Annotated in this window: 18 protein-coding genes; 7 read left to right on the top strand and 11 right to left on the bottom strand. The window is 37.9% G+C overall.

The annotated features are described in order from the left end of the window. Positions 1 to 44: 44 nt before the first annotated feature. The 10 genes from ACOB82_RS07415 to rpmH all read right to left on the bottom strand — a co-directional run bounded on the left by ACOB82_RS07415 (position 45) and on the right by rpmH (position 9,158). Complete coding sequence (locus tag ACOB82_RS07415) at positions 45 to 935, bottom strand: ParB/RepB/Spo0J family partition protein (protein WP_448212326.1); 891 nt, start codon at positions 933 to 935, stop codon at positions 45 to 47. Positions 936 to 960: 25 nt separating this feature from the next. Next, a complete protein-coding gene (locus ACOB82_RS07410) occupies positions 961 to 1,764 on the bottom strand; it encodes a ParA family protein (RefSeq protein WP_448212325.1) in 804 nt (267 codons plus the stop codon). A 14-nt stretch (positions 1,765 to 1,778) separates the two neighbouring features. After that, on the bottom strand, positions 1,779 to 2,405 hold the full coding sequence (gene rsmG / locus ACOB82_RS07405; protein WP_448212324.1) for a 16S rRNA (guanine(527)-N(7))-methyltransferase RsmG: 627 nt from the start codon (positions 2,403 to 2,405) through the stop codon (positions 1,779 to 1,781). Between the two features lie 12 nt (positions 2,406 to 2,417). After that, positions 2,418 to 4,307, bottom strand: a complete 1,890-nt coding sequence (gene mnmG / locus ACOB82_RS07400; RefSeq protein WP_448212323.1) for a tRNA uridine-5-carboxymethylaminomethyl(34) synthesis enzyme MnmG — start codon at positions 4,305 to 4,307, stop codon at positions 2,418 to 2,420. Positions 4,308 to 4,703: 396 nt separating this feature from the next. Further along, positions 4,704 to 5,150, bottom strand: a complete 447-nt coding sequence (gene mioC / locus ACOB82_RS07395; RefSeq protein WP_448212322.1) for an FMN-binding protein MioC — start codon at positions 5,148 to 5,150, stop codon at positions 4,704 to 4,706. A 127-nt stretch (positions 5,151 to 5,277) separates the two neighbouring features. Then, positions 5,278 to 6,651, bottom strand: a complete 1,374-nt coding sequence (gene mnmE, locus ACOB82_RS07390) for a tRNA uridine-5-carboxymethylaminomethyl(34) synthesis GTPase MnmE (protein WP_448212321.1) — start codon at positions 6,649 to 6,651, stop codon at positions 5,278 to 5,280. 118 nt (positions 6,652 to 6,769) lie between these two features. Next, entirely contained in the window at positions 6,770 to 8,404 is a 1,635-nt protein-coding gene (gene yidC, locus ACOB82_RS07385; RefSeq protein WP_448212320.1) for a membrane protein insertase YidC, read from the bottom strand. 6 nt (positions 8,405 to 8,410) lie between these two features. Next, positions 8,411 to 8,659, bottom strand: a complete 249-nt coding sequence (gene yidD / locus ACOB82_RS07380) for a membrane protein insertion efficiency factor YidD (protein ID WP_448212319.1) — start codon at positions 8,657 to 8,659, stop codon at positions 8,411 to 8,413. Next, positions 8,626 to 8,982: a ribonuclease P protein component gene (gene rnpA, locus ACOB82_RS07375; protein WP_448212445.1), complete on the bottom strand. Its 357-nt coding sequence runs from the start codon at positions 8,980 to 8,982 to the stop codon at positions 8,626 to 8,628. Before rnpA ends, yidD begins: the two co-directional genes overlap by 34 nt. A 41-nt stretch (positions 8,983 to 9,023) precedes the next feature. Beyond that, entirely contained in the window at positions 9,024 to 9,158 is a 135-nt protein-coding gene (gene rpmH, locus ACOB82_RS07370) for a 50S ribosomal protein L34 (protein WP_116002236.1), read from the bottom strand. Positions 9,159 to 9,640: 482 nt separating this feature from the next. On the opposite strand from rpmH, the gene dnaA reads away from it, so the two are divergent. From dnaA to glyS, 6 genes are all read left to right on the top strand, one after another. After that, positions 9,641 to 11,002 carry a chromosomal replication initiator protein DnaA gene (dnaA, locus tag ACOB82_RS07365; protein ID WP_448212444.1) on the top strand — a complete coding sequence of 454 codons (1,362 nt, stop codon included), beginning with the start codon at positions 9,641 to 9,643 and terminating at the stop codon, positions 11,000 to 11,002. A gap of 27 nt (positions 11,003 to 11,029) precedes the next feature. Beyond that, positions 11,030 to 12,133: a DNA polymerase III subunit beta gene (dnaN, locus tag ACOB82_RS07360; RefSeq protein WP_448212318.1), complete on the top strand. Its 1,104-nt coding sequence runs from the start codon at positions 11,030 to 11,032 to the stop codon at positions 12,131 to 12,133. After that, the gene (gene recF, locus ACOB82_RS07355) at positions 12,133 to 13,230 is read left to right on the top strand and encodes a DNA replication/repair protein RecF (protein ID WP_448212317.1); all 1,098 of its coding nucleotides are present in this window, start codon (positions 12,133 to 12,135) and stop codon (positions 13,228 to 13,230) included. Before dnaN ends, recF begins: the two co-directional genes overlap by 1 nt. 10 nt (positions 13,231 to 13,240) lie before the next feature. Then, the gene (gene gyrB / locus ACOB82_RS07350; RefSeq protein WP_448212316.1) at positions 13,241 to 15,676 is read left to right on the top strand and encodes a DNA topoisomerase (ATP-hydrolyzing) subunit B; all 2,436 of its coding nucleotides are present in this window, start codon (positions 13,241 to 13,243) and stop codon (positions 15,674 to 15,676) included. 131 nt (positions 15,677 to 15,807) lie between these two features. Next, positions 15,808 to 16,728, top strand: a complete 921-nt coding sequence (gene glyQ / locus ACOB82_RS07345) for a glycine--tRNA ligase subunit alpha (RefSeq protein ID WP_448212315.1) — start codon at positions 15,808 to 15,810, stop codon at positions 16,726 to 16,728. Beyond that, complete coding sequence (glyS, locus tag ACOB82_RS07340) at positions 16,728 to 18,794, top strand: glycine--tRNA ligase subunit beta (RefSeq protein WP_448212314.1); 2,067 nt, start codon at positions 16,728 to 16,730, stop codon at positions 18,792 to 18,794. Before glyQ ends, glyS begins: the two co-directional genes overlap by 1 nt. Before the next feature lie 35 nt (positions 18,795 to 18,829). On the opposite strand, the gene tusA is transcribed toward glyS, so the two are convergent. Next, positions 18,830 to 19,078, bottom strand: a complete 249-nt coding sequence (gene tusA / locus ACOB82_RS07335; RefSeq protein ID WP_448212313.1) for a sulfurtransferase TusA — start codon at positions 19,076 to 19,078, stop codon at positions 18,830 to 18,832. A gap of 134 nt (positions 19,079 to 19,212) precedes the next feature. Here tusA and ACOB82_RS07330 point away from each other — a divergent pair, with 134 nt between their 5' ends. Continuing rightward, positions 19,213 to 21,132: a transglycosylase SLT domain-containing protein gene (locus ACOB82_RS07330; protein WP_448212312.1), complete on the top strand. Its 1,920-nt coding sequence runs from the start codon at positions 19,213 to 19,215 to the stop codon at positions 21,130 to 21,132. The last annotated feature ends 47 nt before the right edge of the window (positions 21,133 to 21,179 follow it).

Genomic DNA, 21,179 nt, shown 5'->3' with positions numbered 1-21,179 from the left:
TATATTTTGTAAAAGGAGGTTATTAAAGGTTTAAATACTATTGATTAGTGTATTTTTGCTAGAATTCCGTCTAATTCTTCTAAATTAGTGTATGAGATCACTAATTTGCCTTTCCCTTTTTTGTTATGATTAATTGACACTTGAGAGCCTAAACGTTCAGACAATTGTTGCTCTAAACTTTCAGTATTCGCGTCTTTTTCTTGAGTTTGTTTTGGTTTTTCTGGCGATTGCACTTTTTTTACTAACGCCTCGGTTTCTCGAACCGTTAATTCTTTGGTAACAACTGCTCGTGCGGTTGTTGTTTGTAAGTCACCTTCTAAAGCTAATAGTGCTCTGGCATGGCCCATTTCAATATCGCCATGCTCAAGTAAGGTTTTTACTTCATCATTTAAATTATTTAAACGCAGTAAATTAGTAACCGTTGTCCGAGATTTACCTACTGCCTCAGCAACTTCTTGATGCGTTAATTCAAATTCAGTCAGTAAACGCTCTAATGCGATGGCTTCTTCCATGGCATTAAGATCTTCACGTTGAATATTTTCAATAAGCGCAATAGCAACGGCGGCTTCGTCTGGCACATCTTTAACCAAACATGGCACTACATCAATCTCAGCAATTTGCGCTGCACGCCAACGACGTTCACCAGCAATAATTTCATAAGAATCAATTGCTAAAGTGCGCACAACTATTGGTTGGATAATACCTTGAGATTTGATTGAGTTAGATAAGTCTTCAAGCGCTTCGGCCGACATATCTTTTCGAGGTTGATATTTACCTGGCTGTAATTGCTCAATTGGCAATTTTCTAAGCTCACCCTTGTTATCACTAGCATTTTCGCTAGCAACTTCGTCGCTTGTACTACGATTGGTATTAGGCGTTGGCGATAATAACGCATCTAAACCACGGCCTAAACCTCGACGCTTTGCAGGGCTCATATCAATCCTTAACTTTTTATCGTTATTATTCAGTAACTTTTTCTTTTTTGGCTGCCAATTTAGCACTTTCTTCACGACGTAATATTTCACCCGCTAATGCTAAATAAGCTTTAGCACCTGTTGATGATTTGTCGTAATACATCACTGGCGCACCAAAACTTGGCGCTTCGGCTAAACGAACATTACGAGGAATAACCGTACGGTATACTTTATCACCAAAATGACGCTTTAATTGCTCGGAAACATCGTTTGCCAACCGATTACGCGGATCGTACATGGTTCGCAAAATTCCCTCAATCTTTAATTCACCATTAATCACTGATGTTAGCTGAGAAATCGTTTCCATTAACGCCGTTAAACCTTCTAGTGCATAGTACTCGCACTGCATTGGTACCAATACAGAGTCAGCCGCAGCCATTGCATTAACGGTCAACATATTAAGTGATGGCGGGCAATCAATAATAATATAATCATATTGATTTTTTATTGGGGCTAAAGCGTTTCGAAGGCGAAGTTCTCTAGCATAAACTTCCATTAGCTTAATTTCAGCAGCAGTTACATCTGCATTGGCAGCAATTAAGTCATATAGGCCAGAAGTTTCTTTACAAACGACTTCTTCAAATGGCTTTTGCTCAACTAAAAGTTCATAACTCGTAGAAACCTCGTCATATTTATCAACACCACTGCCCATAGTGGCATTGCCTTGAGGATCTAAATCTATCAATAAAACTTTACGCTTAGTTGCCGCTAAAGAAGCCGCTAAATTGACTGAGGTTGTTGTTTTACCAACACCACCTTTTTGATTTGCAACCGCAATTATTCTGCCCACAAATGCCTCGAAGCTTAATTATTTTTTTTTAGTTCTATTAAATGGCGTTCACCTGTTAATTCAGGGACGTGTAATTCATGACTTGCTATGAGTTCAATATTGCTAGGTAAAGCGTTTAATTCATCCGCTGGATAAACACCTTTCAATGCGTAAAACTTGCCCGTATCAACCGCTATTAAGTGTTGACACCAAGCCACCATATCTTGCAATGATGAAAAAGCGCGGCTTAATACGCCATCAAATAAATTTTCAGGGGTAAAATCTTCTACGCGTGATTTTAACGGCTCAACATTTTCAAGTTTCAGTTGAAAAACAACTTGACGTAAAAAAGTGATTCGCTTACCTAAGCTATCTAATAATACAAAATTTCGCTCAGGATACAATATGGCTAATGGTATTCCTGGTAAACCAGGGCCAGTACCAACATCAATAAAGCTATTACCTTTTAGATACTTACCAACAACTAAGCTATCTAAAATATGCTTTACCAGCATTTCTTCGGGGTTACGCACCGAAGTAAGGTTATAAGCTTTATTCCACTTGTTCAGCAATTCTACGTATTGAACTAGTTGATCTATTTGTTGCTCGTTAACGTCAATATCAGTTTGGGCAATCAACGCCAATAATTTTTGTTTTAACATTGATAACTACCGTTATGCCGACTTTCTTAATAAGCCATGTTTTTTCAAATAAACCAACAATAAAGAAATTGCGGCTGGTGTAATGCCTGAAATACGTGACGCTTTACCAATTGTTTCAGGGCGCGCATCAGAAAGTTTTGCTACCACTTCATTTGATAAACCGGAAATTTGTTTAAAATCAAAGTCAATCGGGATCAATGTATCTTCATGACGTTTTTTCTTTTCAATTTCGTCAAGTTGGCGATCAATATAACCTTGGTATTTAATTTGGATTGCTACTTGCTCAGCGGCCTGAGTATCTTCAAGTGCCGGACCGAACGACTCAATAGCCATTACTTCACTGTATGTGGTTTCTGGTCGACGAAGAATATCTTCTAATGACGCATCTTTAGTTATTGGTGTTTTGAGCTGTAAGTTAAGTGCTTCAACATCTTTGTGATCTTTTTGCACCCAAACAGACTTTAAACGTTGACGTTCAAGCTCAATATTTTCCATTTTTTCATTGAATCGTGCCCAGCGTTGGTCACACACTAGACCAAGATCGCGACCTTTTTCTGTTAAACGAATATCAGCGTTATCTTCACGTAATAACAAACGATATTCAGCACGAGAGGTGAACATGCGATAAGGTTCTTTAGTACCTAATGTCGCAAGATCATCAATCAATACGCCCATGTATGCTTGATCGCGACCTAAAATCAATTCATCTTTTTCTTGGACACGAAGTGCAGCATTAGTTGCAGCAACTAAACCTTGAGCACCAGCTTCTTCATAACCTGTAGTACCATTAATTTGGCCGGCAAAATACAAGTTATTAATAAATTTACTTTCTAATGTTTGTTTCAGATCGCGAGGATCGAAGAAGTCATACTCGATCGCATATCCCGGACGAGTAATATGCGCATTTTCAAACCCTTTAATAGAGCGTACTAAATTCATTTGCACATCAAATGGTAAACTGGTTGAAATACCATTTGGATAAACTTCATTAGTTGTTAAACCTTCAGGTTCGACAAATATTTGGTGGCTGTTTTTATCAGCGAAGCGCATGATTTTATCTTCAATTGAAGGGCAATAGCGTGGACCAATTCCTTCAATAACACCGGTGTACATTGGTGAGCGATCGAGTCCAGAGCGAATAACATCATGCGTTTGTTCATTGGTATGAGTGATATAACAAGAGATCTGCTGTGGATGATCTTTTTGCGATCCCATAAATGAAAATACTGGCGTAGGTGAATCGCCAGGCTGTTCTTCCATTACAGAAAAATCAAGGCTTCTAGCATCTAAACGAGGAGGTGTACCTGTTTTTAAACGATCCATTCTAAATGGCATATCGCGTAAACTTTTTGCTAAGTTCACCGAAGCAGGATCGCCAGCACGACCGCCTTGATAATTATTTAAACCAATATGAATTTGGCCTGCTAGGAAGGTACCAACTGTTAAAACAACGGTTTTACCTTTAAACTTCAAGCCCATTTGAGTTGAAACACCAACAACTTGATCATTTTCAACAATAAGATCATCACACGGCTGCTGGAATATTGTTAAATTTTCTTGGTTTTCAAGGTAACTACGAACAAAACTTCGATATAGAGCGCGATCTGCTTGGGCACGGGTTGCTCTAACAGCAGGACCTTTACTGGCATTTAGTGTTCTAAACTGGATCGCAGCATGATCTATTGCCGTAGCCATTAGACCACCCAATGCATCTATTTCTTTAACTAAATGACCTTTACCAATACCACCAATAGCTGGATTACAAGACATTTGACCTAACGTATCAATATTATGCGTTAGTAATAAGGTTTTACAGCCCATACGAGCCGCTGCCAAACAGGCTTCTGTTCCTGCATGACCACCACCAACAACAATTACATCAAAAGAGTCTTGATACCACATTTTTATGTACGACCTAAGGTTGAAAAAGGACACGCATTTTAGCACTTTTTTTGGTGGCAGGGGAATGATCATTTTGAGAAAAGATCGTGCGAGGATCGTGTGAAATATTTTTAGATCTATATAGAGATCTTATTATCTTTTATTATTAGTAAATGGATCTTTTGTTGATAAGTGTTTTATCTTGTTGTTATATAACACTTTAATCTCAATATTAGCTTGTGATCAAACTTTGATCATTGGTCGTATAAGCTATGATCAAATAGCTGTTTTATCCACAATGAAGATCTAGTTTATTTCTGTTAACTGGATAATAAGATCTAATTAACTGGCTTATACCTGACTTATTCACAAAAATTATAAAATTTATTTTATATTGTGGATAACGCTTTAATAAGATCAGGATAATTGATCGTGTAACCCCATAATCCAGTCAGATGCTAATTGTTCTGGATCTACATCTTGCGCCATATCGATTGTATATAGCTCTGTCATCTTTTTATATCCTTTTGATATTAAAAGGCTTTCTATGTTTTTTGCGGCAAAACAAAAAGTATCATAATTGCTATCACCAACACCAATGACTAAAAATGGGGTGTGATTAAGATCGTTGTTACTGTCAGTTAACGCATTAACGAACGGTTGTATATTGTCTGGGTAATCACCAGCACCATGAGTGGAAGTGCAGATAAGCCAAGTTTGATCTTGTGACGGAATATCATCAAATTTAGGGTCAAAATGCAGCTGAGTTTGGTAGCCAAGTGCATTTAATTGTTGCTCACATGCTTCGGCAACATATTCGGTTCCGCCTAGCATACTGCCGACAATGATTTGAAATGAGCGCATTAAATTAATCTCTGAGTTATAAATTAGCCTTATATTATCACGGCTAATATAAGGAAAAATATAACGAATAAATCAGTTTAAATGCGCTTACTTAGGGTGTTTTCTAGTATTTTTACGAGTTACTGATTTATTTACCTATGCAAAATGATGAAAATATTTTGCCTAATAGATCATCTGAGCTAAATTCACCGGTAATTTCATTAAGGGCTTGCTGACAGATCCTAAGCTCTTCTGCCAATATTTCTCCGGCAACAAATGACTCTAGTTGAGATAAGCCAACTAATAAGTGTTGATGGGCTGTATCTAGTGCAGCAAGATGCCGTCTACGCGCCATAAAGCCACCTTCAGTACTACCCTGGTAACCCATAATGGTTTTTAAGTGTGATGTCAGGGCATCTACGCCATCACCATTTTTGGCCGATATGGTTATCCTTGGCTCACCATGAAATTCATCTAAACCTGTTTTTGCTCCGCTAATATCCGCTTTATTTCTAACAATTGTTACGCCCATGTTCTCTGGTAATTTAGAGAAAAACTCAGGCCAGAAATCCCTTGGGTGCAGATCATCGTCTCCACTGGAGTCAACCATCAATAAAACACGATCAGCTTTTTCTATTTCGGCCCAAGCGCGTTCAATACCTATTTGTTCCACTTTATCAGGGCTTTCACGTAAACCTGCTGTATCGATAATATGCAGTGGCATACCATCAATATGGATTTGTTCGGTTAATATGTCGCGCGTTGTACCTTCGATATCAGTAACAATTGCCGTATCTTTACCACTTAATGCATTAAGCAAGCTCGATTTTCCCGCGTTAGGTCGCCCAGCAATGACCACGCGCATACCTTCCCGAATGATACTGCCTTGTTTTGCTTGTTTTTGAACAGCTTCCATATCGCTAATAATAGTTTTGAGATCATTAACAACTTTTTGATCGGCGAGAAAGTCTATTTCTTCTTCGGGGAAGTCGATTGCGGCTTCCACATACATGCGTAAGTGGATGATGTCTTCGACTAATTGATTAATAAGCTTTGAAAAATCACCTTGCAGCGAATGCAAGGCGCAGCGTGCTGCTTGTTCAGAGTTTGAATTAATTAAGTCAGCAATCGCTTCAGCTTGGGTTAGATCAAGTTTGTCATTTAAAAATGCTTGTTCTGAAAACTCTCCAGGTTTGGCCATTCTTACACCATCAATGCTGAGTATTTCTTTTAACAGCATATCAAGGATGACCGGCCCGCCATGACCTTGTAACTCTAATACATCTTCACCAGTAAACGAATGCGGGCCTTTAAAATATAAAGCGATGCCTTGATCTAAAGTATTGCCAGATAAATCATTAAAATCTAAATAGTCGGCATAACGAACTTTTGGGCATTTACCCAGAATTTTTTCGGCAACAACAGTAGCTTTGGGGCCTGATATTCGAATGATGCCAACACCGCCTCTTCCTGGTGCTGTGGCTTGTGCGGCAATAGTTTCTGAATTGCTGATAAATGTCATGCTAACGGCTCTAAGTTGAAAAACATGGTTATTATAACGTTTTGTCTTAGATCCAAAAAGAGAAACAAAAAAGGCGGCTAATGCCACCTTTTAAAGTTATTTATCTTTTCATCAAGCGTTAACTAGCTTTGGCCTTTTCTAAGCCACTAAAAATTATCTTCATTTGAATAATAGATATGACATTACTGATAAACCAGTAAAGTACTAAGCCTGATGGGAACCAGAAAAAGAACACGGTGAAGATAACAGGCATATACTGCATCATTTTCTGTTGCATTGGATCTTGGACTGTCATTGGTGTCATTTTCTGCATGATAAACATGCTTATACCCATTAAGATTGGCAGAATATAGTACGGATCTTTTGATGATAAGTCAGTTAACCATAAGCCAAATTCAGCATGACGTAATTCAACACTTTCTAGGAATACCCAGTACAGTGCTAAGAAAATAGGCATCTGAATTAATATCGGTAAACAACCACCAGCAGGGTTCACTTTTTCTTTACGGTAAAGCTCCATCATTGCTTGTGACATCTTTTGGCGATCATCACCAAAGCGCTCTTTTAATTGCGTCATTTTAGGTTGCAGTTCACGCATACGAGCCATTGAGGTGTATTGAGCTTTAGTTAAAGGATACATACCACCTTTAACTAAAATAGTAATAATAATGATCGCGATTCCCCAGTTACCAACAACTGATTGAATAAGCATTAATAACCAATGTAATGGTTGGCTGATCATAAATAAGAAACCGAAATCTACTGTTAGCTCTAGGCCATCAGCGATTTTTTCTAGGTTATCTTGATCTTTAGGACCTACATAAAATACTGCAGAGGTAGTTGCGGTAGTATTAGGATCAATGTTAATTGCTGGAGCTTTAAAACCGATTACAGCGTCACCTGATTGGCTATAACTGGTATATAGTTGGTTGGCTGCATCTTTACTTGGAACCCAAGCAGAAACAAAGTAGTGCTGTAACATTGCAACCCAACCACCTTGGGTGGTTTTGTTTAAGTTGGCATCTTTAATGTCGTCAAAATCGTATTTTTCATAGCGTTCATCGGTGGTTGAATAAGCCGCACCGCGATAAGTTGGAATTAATCCAGAAGAGCTATCAACGTAAGTAGATTGTTTTAATTGACCATACATTTGGACACTAGCAGGTGTGCTCATGTTGTTTTGGATTTGGTAGTCAACATTTACTTCATAGCTATTTGGCTTAAAGGTAAATTGCTTAGTAACAATTAAATTATCAACAGATGTAAATTGTAAACTTACAGTAAGTGGTTGTCCGTCAACCATGGTGTAGTTTGCGCTGTCAGCAGAATATAAAGGACGACCAGCAACCGTTCGATCAATACCGTTTGCACCTGTTAAACCACTTTGGGCAACATATTTCATTTGACCGTCTTGCATTATGGTAAATGGTGTATTGCTACCTTGCTCTGTCTCGTATTGAAGTAGAGTTACTTCAACGATATCACCACCTTGTGGATTAATTTTTAGCGATAGAACATCAGTTTCTACTGAAATTAATTGCTTACTAACTGCTTTGTCTATTGTAGCAGGAGCTTCAGCTTCTGAAGATGCCGGTACAAAATCTTCATCTTGGCTAGGAGTAACGTCAGTGTTTTGGTTGTTAGTAGTCGTTTGTTGCACTGGTAACGGGGCGTGATCAAATTGCCACTGTTGATAGAGCATATAGGTGACTACCAATAAACCAATAAAAAGCATACTGCGTAGGGATTCCATAATGTGTTATTTCTCTTTGGTTATTGGTGGTACGGGATCTTCACCACCCGCATTGAGTGGATGGCATTTTAGTATACGTTTGGCTGCTAACCAACACCCTTTTATAACGCCAAAGCGATTAATTGCTTCAATAGCATAATTTGAACAGGTTGGTTGAAAGCGGCAATTATTACCCAGCAAAGGGCTTAACAGCTTTTGGTAAGTTTTTACGAAAGCAATAGCTATCGTTTTTGGTGTTGAATTATTTTTCGCCATATTTTTACCAACTGTTTATTTATGGTGTCGTTATCTAGATTATCAATACCAGATTTAACCATAACAACAATATCTATATTGGGAAGATCATGTTGATGCAATCTAAAGCTTTCGCGAGTAATACGTTTTATGCGATTTCGTTGAACAGCAAGTTTGACTCGTTTTTTAGCTACAGCAAAGCCTAAACGAGGTTTATTTAAAGAATTATTTGATACAAGAATGGTGAAATGGCTGCTGCCATAACGAGAAGATTTAGAAAAGACTTGTTGAAAGTGACCGGGAGTCAACAAACGTGACTCTCGGTTAAATTCGTAAGTAACCATATTCATTAAGTAACGTGGTTACCTTTCTCTATAGAAGAGAATTAAGCACTAAGCTTAGCACGACCTTTTGCACGACGACGCGCTAAAACGGCACGACCGTTTTTAGTTGCCATACGTGCACGGAATCCGTGGTTGCGCTTACGCTTTAATACAGATGGTTGAAATGTTCTTTTCATTACGCTTATCCGTTCGGTTGTTGTTGCCCTGGCAAAACAGCCGTAGTGAGCACACTGGTCTAAAAAAGAGGCCGAATTTTAAATAGTGCAGCGGCTATTGTCAATATATAGATGTTATTATTTCAGCAAAGATCGTTTTAAGATCGAACTGATCGTATAAATATCCACAAATTAGTCACATGCGCTATCAAAATTCAAACAAAAAAGAATTAAATTTATTTAATATTTATTTGTTATAGCCCAACTTTTTTTAAATTAAATAATTCTAAAAATCTATAGCTACCAAGTGGTACAACGGCATGCTATTTGAAAAGTTAATAAAGTTATTATTTTCTGTTTATTGTAGTTGCATCTGTGGATAACTATATGGATAATTGGATCTTTAATATAATAATTTTACTTTGCCTATCCCAATAAACGCGCACAAATGATCTTCTAATTTAGCGCGATCGATGACGGAAGTATTACGCTGGGAGTTTAAATTGGTTCATTCTTTATGGCAGCGTTGTCTGTCAGTTTTGCAGGAAGAGTTACCTGCGCAACAGTTCAGTATGTGGATTAGACCGCTACAATGTGTAGTTGAAAATAACATAATGACTTTGTACGCACCTAATCGATTTGTACTGGATTGGGTACGAGATAAATATGTCGATCGTATTACTTCGATCGTCGCTTTAGATGAATCAGGGAATCCGCCACTTCTTCGTTTTGATGTTGGCACCAATACAAATATCAATACGGCTGCGAAAGCTCCAGTAGTAACAGAACAACCAGTTACTACTGTCAATAAAGTTAATAGCGAACCCGAAACTAACTTACCTAAAACAACAAATGTTAGAAATAAATATACGTTTGATAATTTCGTTGAGGGTAAATCAAACCAATTAGCACGCGCTGCAGCATCACAAGTTGCTGACAATCCAGGTTCAGCTTATAACCCATTATTTATTTATGGCGGCACGGGCCTAGGTAAAACTCACTTATTGCACGCCGTTGGAAATGGTATTTTATTAAATAATCCAAAAGCAAAAATTGCCTATATGCATTCTGAGCGCTTTGTTCAAGATATGGTTAAAGCGTTGCAAAATAATGCGATAGAAAAATTTAAACAATATTATCGTTCTGTCGATGCATTACTTATTGATGATATTCAATTTTTTGCCAATAAAGAGCGTACACAAGAAGAGTTTTTTCACACTTTTAATGCGCTATTAGAAGGAAACCAACAAATTATTTTAACCAGTGATCGATATCCAAAAGAAATTGAAGGGGTTGAAGATCGGTTAAAGTCTCGTTTTGGTTGGGGATTAACTCTGGCTATTGAACCTCCTGAGCTCGAAACTCGCGTTGCCATTCTTAAAAAGAAAGGACAAGAAAGTAATATTAATCTAGCTGATGAAGTAGCGTTTTTTATTGCTAAACGTTTGCGTTCAAATGTGAGAGAATTAGAGGGTGCATTAAATCGAGTAATTGCTAATGCTAACTTTACTGGACGAGCAATAACCATAGACTTTGTTCGAGAGGCTTTAAGAGATTTATTAGCGTTGCAAGACAAGTTGGTAACCATTGATAATATTCAAAAAACTGTGGCTGAATATTATAAAATTAAGGTTGCTGATTTATTATCTAAACGCAGAAGTCGTTCTGTAGCTAGACCTCGACAAATTGCAATGGCATTATCTAAGGAATTGACTAATCATAGTCTTCCAGAAATAGGTGATGCATTTGGTGGTAGAGACCATACTACCGTGTTGCATGCTTGCCGCAAGGTTGTGGCTTTACGTGAAGAAACGCACGATATAAAAGAAGATTATTCAAATTTAATAAGAACACTGTCGTCCTAAAGGGCAAAAATAAAGCAGGTATTTATAATGAAGTTTTCACTTAACAGGGAATCATTGCTTAAACCATTATTATTGGTTTCTGGCGCTGTAGAACGTAAGAGCACGCTACCGATATTAAGTAATATTCTTTTCGATATTAGTGAGCAATCACTTACGCTAACAGCTACTGATCTTGAATTGGAAATGGTAGCTCATGCGGTTATTGAAAATCATGGTGAAAACGGAAAGTTAACCATTCCTGCTAAAAAGCTTTTAGATATTTGTAAAAGTTTACCAGAAGATTCAATGCTTACTTTTGAAACTAGTGGTGAAACCATCATTATTAGTACCGGCAGAAGTAAATACTCATTATCGACATTACCTGCATCAGACTTCCCAAATATAGAAGAATGGCAAGGTGACGTAGAATTTAAGATTCGAAAAAATGACTTGCTTCGATTGATAGAAAGCACTCACTTTTCTATGGCAAATCAAGATGTTAGGTACTATTTGAACGGTATGTCAGTTGAGACAGAGGGCAATGAAATTCGTTCTGTAGCAACGGATGGCCACCGTCTTGCTATTTGTAAAATCTCAGATTCAGAGTTAAATCTACCAACAAGACAAGTAATAGTACCAAGAAAAGGTATTTTAGAAATTATTCGTTTGCTTGATCCCGTTGACGAAGAAGTGCAAGTGTTTTTAGGTTCGAATCACATTCGCATTATTGACTCAGAGTTTTCATTTACCAGTAAGTTAGTTGATGGACGCTTCCCTGACTATCGAAGAGTATTGCCGAGAAATGGCGACAAAGTGTTAGAAACAGATAAAGAGCTGCTTAGACAAGTGTTATCTCGTGCATCAATTTTGTCTAATGAAAAGTTCAAAGGGGTGCGTTTGAACTTTACTGAAGGTGAGTTAAAAATAACTGCTAATAACCCTGAGCAAGAACAAGCCGAAGAAGTTTTAGAAATCAACTTTCCTTATGATGATTTAGAAATTGGCTTTAATGTTAGTTATGTTCTTGATGTGCTTAATGCTGTTAAAGATAGCGCAGTTAAGTTCACCTTAGCAGATGCCAACAGCAGTGTAGTTATAGAAGGTAGTGAAGTTAGCGAAGCCATATATGTGGTGATGCCTATGCGTTTATAATGAGCATTGTTAACCTTTATCTAAAAAACTTTAGGAATTTATCTGAACAAAAAATTACATTTAATTCCAGTTTGAATTTCATTGTTGGCGATAACGGTAGTGGTAAAAGTAGTATACTAGAGTCCATCTTTTTTTTAGGTCACGGTAAATCATTTCGAACTAATAAAGCAGAAACTGTTTGTCATTTTGAACAAGATGATTTTTTTATTAATATTCGCGATGAACAGCAACATAGCTATGGCTTAAGCAAAAACAAAAAAGATCTTGGTTTTGCTATTAGAAAGAATAGTAAACGAATTAGTCGTCTTTCCGATCTTGCGTCAGAATTTGCTATTCAGATTGTAACTCCAGAAAGTTTTAAATTGTTTTTTGGTGGTGCTAAAGAAAGACGAAAATTTTTGGACTTGGGATTGTTTCACGTGGAACATCAGTTCAAAGAAAAATGGCAAACATTTACTAAGATACATAAACAACGTAATGCTGTAATTAGAAATAGACTTTCTAAAGAGCATTACGACTATTGGACTAAAGAGTTCGTTTATAACTCTATAGAGTTAACTGAACTTAGAAAAAGTTACTGTAAAAGACTAGAAGAAGAGTTAAGGTTTTGGCTGACGACTTTATTACCAGAAGTAGTTGATGATTTAGTAATTAATTTTTATCAAGGTTGGTCTTCAGCTAAACCATTAAATGATGTACTAAGTTCACAAAAGGAAAGGGAGTATCAAATTGGTTACAGTCAATCTGGTGCTCATAAATTTGATTTAAAGTTTTTAATAAACAATAAGCCAATCGAGCTAAAACTATCTCGTGGCCAACAAAAGTTGTTTTTAGTTGCTTTAACTTTTGCTCAGATGAAAATGATCGAAAAAGTTAAGCAAGTAAAAGCAATTTTGCTAGTTGATGATATTGGGGCTGAACTAGATTTAAGTTCAAGAACTAAGTTTAACGAAGCGTTAAATAACCTCTCTTGCCAAATAATGATCACTGCAATAGATGCTGAGGCGTTATCGCCACTTATTAGTACATTTAATAAAAATGAAGATTACACTATGTTTCACGTGGAACATGGTAAAGTTTCGGAAATAAAGAAATAGGCTAAACGCTATGACAGTAGAAAACGAATATGGTTCGGACAGTATTAAAGTCCTGAAAGGTCTCGATGCGGTTCGTAAAAGACCGGGCATGTATATCGGTGATACCGATGATGGCACTGGTTTACACCACATGGTATTTGAAGTTTTAGATAACTCTATTGATGAAGCGTTAGCTGGGCATTGTAATGACATTATCGTTACGATTCATTTAGACGGCTCAGTATCAGTTAAAGATGATGGCCGTGGTATCCCAACTGATATTCATCCTGAAGAGGGGGTTTCTGCTGCTGAAGTTATCATGACAGTTTTACATGCTGGTGGTAAGTTTGGTGGTGAAGACTCTGGTTATAAAGTATCGGGTGGTCTTCATGGTGTAGGTATTTCAGTAGTAAATGCACTGAGTGATAAACTGAAATTAACTATTCGTCGTAATGGTAAAGTACATGAACAAGAATACCATTTAGGTGAACCACAAGCGCCATTAGCTGTTGTTGGTGAAACAACGAGTAAAGGTACTGAAGTACGTTTTTGGCCAAGCCCTGACACTTTCTCAGATGTTACTTTCCATTACGACATCTTGTTAAAGCGTATTCGTGAATTATCATTTTTAAACTCAGGTGTTTCTATCAAGCTTATTGATGAACGTGAGCCAGATAAGAGCGAACACTTTCATTATGAAGGTGGTATTCAAGCGTTTGTTGAATACTTAAATACCAATAAAACACCAGTAAATGAGCAAATCTTTTACTTCGATCTAGAACGTGAAGACGGCATTGTGGTTGAAGTTGCTATGCAATGGAATGATGGTTTCCAAGAGAGTATCTTCTGTTTTACCAATAACATCCCACAAAGGGACGGCGGTACACACTTAAGTGGTTTTAGAGCGGCATTAACCAGAACTTTAAATAGTTACATGGTTAAAGAAGGGCTGAATAAAACTAAAAAAGGCGAAACCAATACCTCTGGTGACGATGCCCGTGAAGGTTTAACCGCTGTAATTTCAGTTAAAGTACCTGATCCAAAATTCTCTTCTCAAACTAAAGATAAATTAGTTTCTTCAGAAGTTAAAACTGCTGTAGAACAAGCAATGGGTGAGAAGCTAGGTGACTATTTATTAGAAAATCCAGGCACTGCAAAAACAATAATCATGAAAATTATTGATGCAGCAAGAGCGCGTGAAGCGGCACGTAAAGCGCGAGAAATGACTCGTCGGAAAGGTGTTTTAGATATTGCTGGCCTACCTGGAAAACTAGCAGACTGCCAAGAAAAAGATCCTGCGTTATCTGAACTATATATTGTGGAGGGTGACTCTGCGGGTGGTTCAGCAAAACAAGGTCGCAACCGTAAGAATCAAGCTATTTTGCCACTAAAAGGTAAAATCCTTAACGTAGAAAAAGCACGTTTTGATAAGATGATTTCATCTGCCGAAGTAGGTACATTAATTACCGCTTTAGGCACGGGTATTGGTCGCGACGAATATAACCCAGAAAAACTACGTTACCATAGTATCATCATCATGACCGATGCTGACGTTGATGGTTCACATATCCGTACGCTGCTTTTAACTTTCTTCTATCGCCAAATGCCAGAGATAATGGAGCGTGGTCATATCTTTATTGCACAGCCTCCACTTTATAAAGTGAAGAAAGGTAAGCAAGAACGTTACATTAAAGATGATGATGCGTTAACAGAATATTTGACAACATTAGCGCTAGAGAATGCCGAGATACATGTTAATGAATCTGCACCGGCAATTTCAGGTGTTGCGTTAGAACAATTAGTTAATCAATTCCGTAAGACCCATGAAACGATTAATCGATTCTCACGTCAAATCCCAGCGGATATTCTTGAAAAATTAATTTACGGTAATGTAATTGAGCCAACTGACTTTAAAGAACAGGCTAAAGTTTCTGAGTGGATGGATAACATTCTGGCTCAGCTAAACAACCAAGCGGGCAATGGTTCTATTTATTCAGCAGATGTGCAACACGATACTGAACGTAATATTTATTATCCTATATTTAATATTCGCCAGCATGGTATTGATAAATCATATCCTTGTAACTATGACTTTATAAACTCCAAAGAATTCTTAGCTATTATGAACTTAAACAAAGCGATTAATGACTTAATGGAAGAAGGAGCTTATGTACAGCGTGGTGAAAAGGTTAAGCCTGTTGCAACTTTCGAAGAAGCATTAACCTGGTTAATGGCAGAATCTAAGCGTGGTCAATATATTCAACGTTATAAAGGATTGGGTGAGATGAACCCTGATCAGTTGTGGGAAACTACTATGGACCCTGAAACTCGTCGTATGTTAAAAGTAACAATTGAAGATGCTATTGCTGCTGATCAATTATTTAACACATTAATGGGTGACCATGTTGAACCACGTCGTGCCTTTATCGAAGATAACGCATTAAAAGTTTCTAACTTAGATGTATAGAAACTAGTGTTTAATAAGTAAAACATATGCCCGGTAATCAAATCGGGCATTTTAATTTAAAGCCACTAATTAAAGTAAATATTCTAATTTTTGGCTATAATGTGCAAATTAGTTAATTCAAAGTAAAATTCATGGCTAACTTTAATATAAATACATTTCAGGGACTGATCTTGCAATTGCAAGATTACTGGTCTCGTCAGGGCTGCGTCATCATACAGCCACTTGATTTAGAGGTTGGAGCAGGTACGTTCCATCCTATGACTTTCTTGCGTGCTGTTGGCCCTGAGCCAATGAGCAGTGCTTATGTTCAACCGTGTCGTCGTCCTACTGATGGTCGCTATGGTGAAAACCCAAACCGTCTACAACATTACTATCAGTTTCAAGTAATGCTAAAGCCGTCTCCTAAGAACATTCAGCAATTATATTTAGATTCATTAACTGAGTTAGGTATTGATACGTTAACCCATGATATACGCTTTGTTGAAGACAACTGGGAATCTCCAACATTAGGTGCGTGGGGCTTAGGTTGGGAAGTTTGGTTAAATGGCATGGAAGTTACGCAATTTACCTATTTCCAGCAAGTAGGTGGCCTAGAGTGTGCACCGGTAACAGGAGAGATTACGTACGGTTTAGAGCGCCTTGCTATGTACATTCAAAACGTTGATAGCATCTATGATTTGGTCTGGACTGACGGCCCTATGGGTAAAGTGCTTTATGGTGATGTCTTCCATCAAAATGAAGTAGAGCAATCAACTTATAATTTTGAACATGCTGACGTTGACGCGCTATTTGCACAATTTGATCAATGCGAAAAAGATAGTCAAAAGCTCATTGAACTAGGCTTACCATTACCAGCATATGAACAAGTAATGAAAGCATCTCATGCCTTTAATTTACTTGATGCTCGTCATGCAATATCAGTTACTGAGCGTCAGCGTTACATTCTACGCGTACGTGCATTATCAAAAGCTTGTGCAGAAGCCTATTATCAGGCTCGTGAAAACTTAGGTTTCCCACTTTGTAAAAACCAATCAACAGAGGAAAGCGCATAATGACTACTAATACTCTGTTGGTGGAATTAGGGACTGAAGAATTACCACCAAAATCATTACAAACTCTCGCAGTGAGCTTTTATGATCAACTTAAGCTGCAACTTGATGGTGCAGGTTTAGCGTATGATGATATGCAATGGTTTGCTTCTCCACGTCGCTTAGCAGTTCAAGTAAGTGGATTAGTTAATGCCCAAGCAGATAAAGAAGTTGAAAAACGCGGTCCATCTGTTTCGGTAGCATTTAATGAAAACGGTGTAGCAACTAAAGCTGCTGAAGGTTGGGCACGCTCTAACGGTATTACTGTAGCCGAAGCACAACGTATTAAAACGGATAAAGGTGAGTGGCTGTTACATCAGGCGATTGAAAAAGGTCAGAATATTAGTGCTTTGATCCCACAAATGATTAATCAAGCTGTGGCTAAGTTACCAATTCCAAAACCAATGCGTTGGGGTAGTGAAAAAACTCAGTTTATTCGCCCTGTGCACACTATTACCGTAATGTATGGCGATCAAATCATTGAAGCAGAAGTGTTAGGTGTGAACGCTAGCAATCTATTACAAGGTCACCGATTCCACCACAGTGGTTTGGTTACGCTTGAACATGCTGATGATTATTTAACAACACTAAAATCAGCGCATGTTATTGCTGACTTTGCTGAGCGTAAGCAAATGATCAGAGCGCAAGTTGAACAAGCGGCTGCTGATATTGATGCTGTTGCCTTATTAGATGAAGAGTTGCTAGAAGAAGTTACTGCACTTGTAGAGTGGCCAATTACTTTAGTGGGTACTTTTGATCAAGATTTCTTAGAAGTACCTGCTGAACCATTAATTTACTCGATGAAAGATCACCAAAAATACTTTCCAGTAAATGATAAATCTGGCGCTTTAACCAATAAGTTTATCTTTGTTACTAATATTGAAAGTAAAGATCCGCAGCAAGTAATTTTTGGTAATGAAAAAGTTATTCGTCCTAGACTTGCAGATGCTGAGTTCTTCTTTAAAACTGATAAAAAACAAACGCTTGAATCTCGTTTATTAAGCTTAGAATCAGTGCTTTTCCAAAAACAATTAGGCACCTTAAAAGATAAGTCTGAGCGAATTGCAGAATTAAGCAGCTTTATTGCAAAACAACTTAATGAAAGCCATGAAGATGCATTTAGAGCGGGCTTATTAAGTAAAACTGACTTGATGTCGGAAATGGTCCTAGAATTCCCTCAAGTACAAGGTACTATGGGTAAATACTATGCTCGCCATGATGGTGAATCGGAAGCTATTGCTCAAGCATTAGAAGACCAATATAAACCGCGTTTTGCTGGCGATGCTTTACCTGAAGCCAATATCGGCTGCGCTGTGGCAATTGCTGATAAAATTGACTCACTAGTCGGTATTTTTGGTATCGGTCAAGCACCTAAAGGCGATAAAGACCCATTTGCTTTACGTCGCGCAGCTATCGGCTTAATCCGCATTATTATTGAAAAACAATTAGTGTTAGACATTGCAGAATTAATTGAGCACAGCAAAACTTTATTTGGCGACAAGTTAACTAATGACAATGTAACTACAGACGTTATTGAATTTGTTATGGCACGCTTTAGAGCTTACTTTGAAGAGCAGGGTATCAGTGTTGACGTAATTCAAGCGGTACAGGCGAATCAACCTACAGCGCCGCTTGATTTTAAACAACGAGTTGCTGCGGTTGCACACTTTAAAACGTTAGATGCTTCTGAAACGCTAGCGGCGGCTAATAAGCGTGTGGGTAATATTCTTGCTAAGTTTGAAGGGCAGTTATTAGCTTCGGTTAATGGTAGTTTATTAACAGAGGATGCTGAAATTGCCTTAGCAAATGCATTTGACGCTGTTAAACAAACCATTACGCAAGCAACTGAAAATAAAGACTATCAAACGGTATTAACTACGTTAGCAACGATAAAAACTGAAATTGATAACTTCTTTGAACATGTCATGGTAATGGCTGACGATGAAGCAATTAAAGTAAATCGTTTAACCTTGTTAAATGATATTCGCAATAGCTTCTTGATTGTCGCAGATATATCTTTACTTCAATAGCTAGCAATAACACAAGTACAAATGAAAAAGGAGGCTTAGCCTCCTTTTTTTATAATGTAAAAATACTGTTTGTTTTCTTGTGTCTGTTGCAGCAACTCGTGTTCCATAAATCGACAAAAACTTGGAATATCTCGCGTTGTTGACGGATCGTCGGCAATAATTAACAAGGTTTCCCCAGTTGCCATACTTCTAATTTGTTTCCTGACCATCATCACCGGCTCTGGGCATCGAAGACCTAGCGCGTCTAGGGTGTAATTGGTTGGCGTTTTAATTATTTCACTCATGTGTTAATAGATAATAATGCTTTGCGGAGATCCTATCGCACAATTTAGTAGTGATAAAGTCAGGTTTGTACTTGCAATACGTAACTGAGCGTGAATAATTCTAGATACCCCAATAAAAATGGTTGTTTGGTTGAATGGTATTTTTTTCCCGCGCTTTCTTGTTAGTTTGTATTTTCATTTTTTGGACTATTAGTCATCTTGCGATTGCTGATACGAATGTTCAGCGCGATACCTTTCTCAAAGCAGAAAAAAACGTTTGGCAACCTGATTCACCAACCTATCAGGCATTGTATAAGCAGTTACATTTTTATCCGCTGCAACCGTATTTAGATCTAAGAAGGTTGAAAGACAAAATTCGTCTTTCTGACGCAGAAGAAATAGATAGCTTTTTAACTCAATATAAAGACACTCCGCTTGATTGGCCACTAAGAAAAAAGTGGCTGTACTATTTAGCCAAGCGTCACCAAAAAGCATTATTTTTAAAATTCTATGCCAGCAATAATGACGTAGTGTTAAATTGTACCCATATGCTTTATCAGCTTGATGCTGGTATGCCAGAGCAGACAATTTTACCGCAAGTAACGAAATACTGGGTGGTAGGTAAATCTCAAGATAAGGTGTGTGATCCGCTGTTTAAAAAATGGAGTGATGCCGGATATCGAACACCTGATGTCATTTGGCAGCGTTTATCATTAGCAGCAGATGGCGGCAAGCATACGTTAATCCCATATTTAACCAGCTTATTACCGAAAGAGCAGCAGTATTTAGGTAAGCTTTGGCATAAAGTCAGACGTGATCCTGCATACATCATCAAACTTTCAAGATTTAGTCAGTTTGATGAAAAAGAAACCGAAATCGTGACCTATGGCTTAAAAAGGTTAATTTGGCGAGATCCCGATCGAGCATTAACAATATATCACCAAGCTAAGCAGAAGTTCCCATTTAGTCAGTCACAACAGGACTATCTAACGGGTAGGTTTGCCTTAGCGCTAGCCAGTAAACAACATGACAAAGCCGCTGATTGGTTAGCACAGGTCGATAATGAACAACTGGACAATAATTTAGTACAGTGGAAATTAGCCAACGCGTTAAAAACGGAAGACTGGTCAAAAATCAAAGCATCATTATCAACCATGCCAGCACACACCAAAGAAAGCACGCAATGGCAATATTGGTATGGTCGTACATTAATCGAATTGGGAGATAACACTCTAGGTACTGACTTGCTCACTCAAGTAGCAAATGAGCGCCATTATTATGGTTTTCTGGCAGCAAACCAACTAGCGTTGCCAATCAACCTGAATAATAAGCCGCTAGCGGTTAATGAAGAGCAAAAACAAAAATTACTGGTTAACCCCGCAGCGAAACGCGCATTTGAATTGTTTCATATTGAGCGCTTTCATCAAGCACGATTAGAGTGGAATTATTGGCTGACTCAACTTTCAAGCTCAGACAAATTAGTGGCATCAGCAATTGCTTACGAACAAGGCTGGTTTGATCGACCAATATTCACTTTGGCGGCTCAAGGCTATTTAGATGAAGTCGATATGAGGTTTCCAATGGCCTATCGCGATGACATTATTAATTATGCAGATAAACATAAGATTGAGCCAAGCTGGGCATTCGCTATTGCCAGAAGAGAAAGTTCCTTCATGCGTGATGCCCACTCGTCTGCAGGTGCTCGAGGCTTGATGCAAATTATGCCGCAAACAGCGAAACAATTAGCCAAGCGCTCTATATCCAATCATTATTTATTAGACGCGCAAAATAATATTAATTTAGGAACCAAATATCTTAAAAAGCTGCTCGATAGCAATAATGGCAATAAAATTTTAGCAACAGCTTCATACAATGCTGGCCCATATCGAGTAAAGCAGTGGCTAACTCGCTTCGATAAATTGCCAGCAGATATATGGATAGAAACTATTCCATTTAAAGAAACACGCGATTATGTGAAAAGTGTTTTGGCTTATCAGCAAATTTATCAACACAAATTGAATTCATCCGCAGAATCACCATTTACCGAACTAGTTGCGATGGATATCAGTGAATAATGGGTGGATACGGTAGTGACTGCCACGAAAAAACGATAAAATAGCTG

The organism is Colwellia sp. MEBiC06753 (assembly GCF_053470325.1).
The sequence above is the reverse complement of the archived record's forward strand: the minus strand, read 5'-3'. Positions and strand labels throughout refer to the sequence as shown.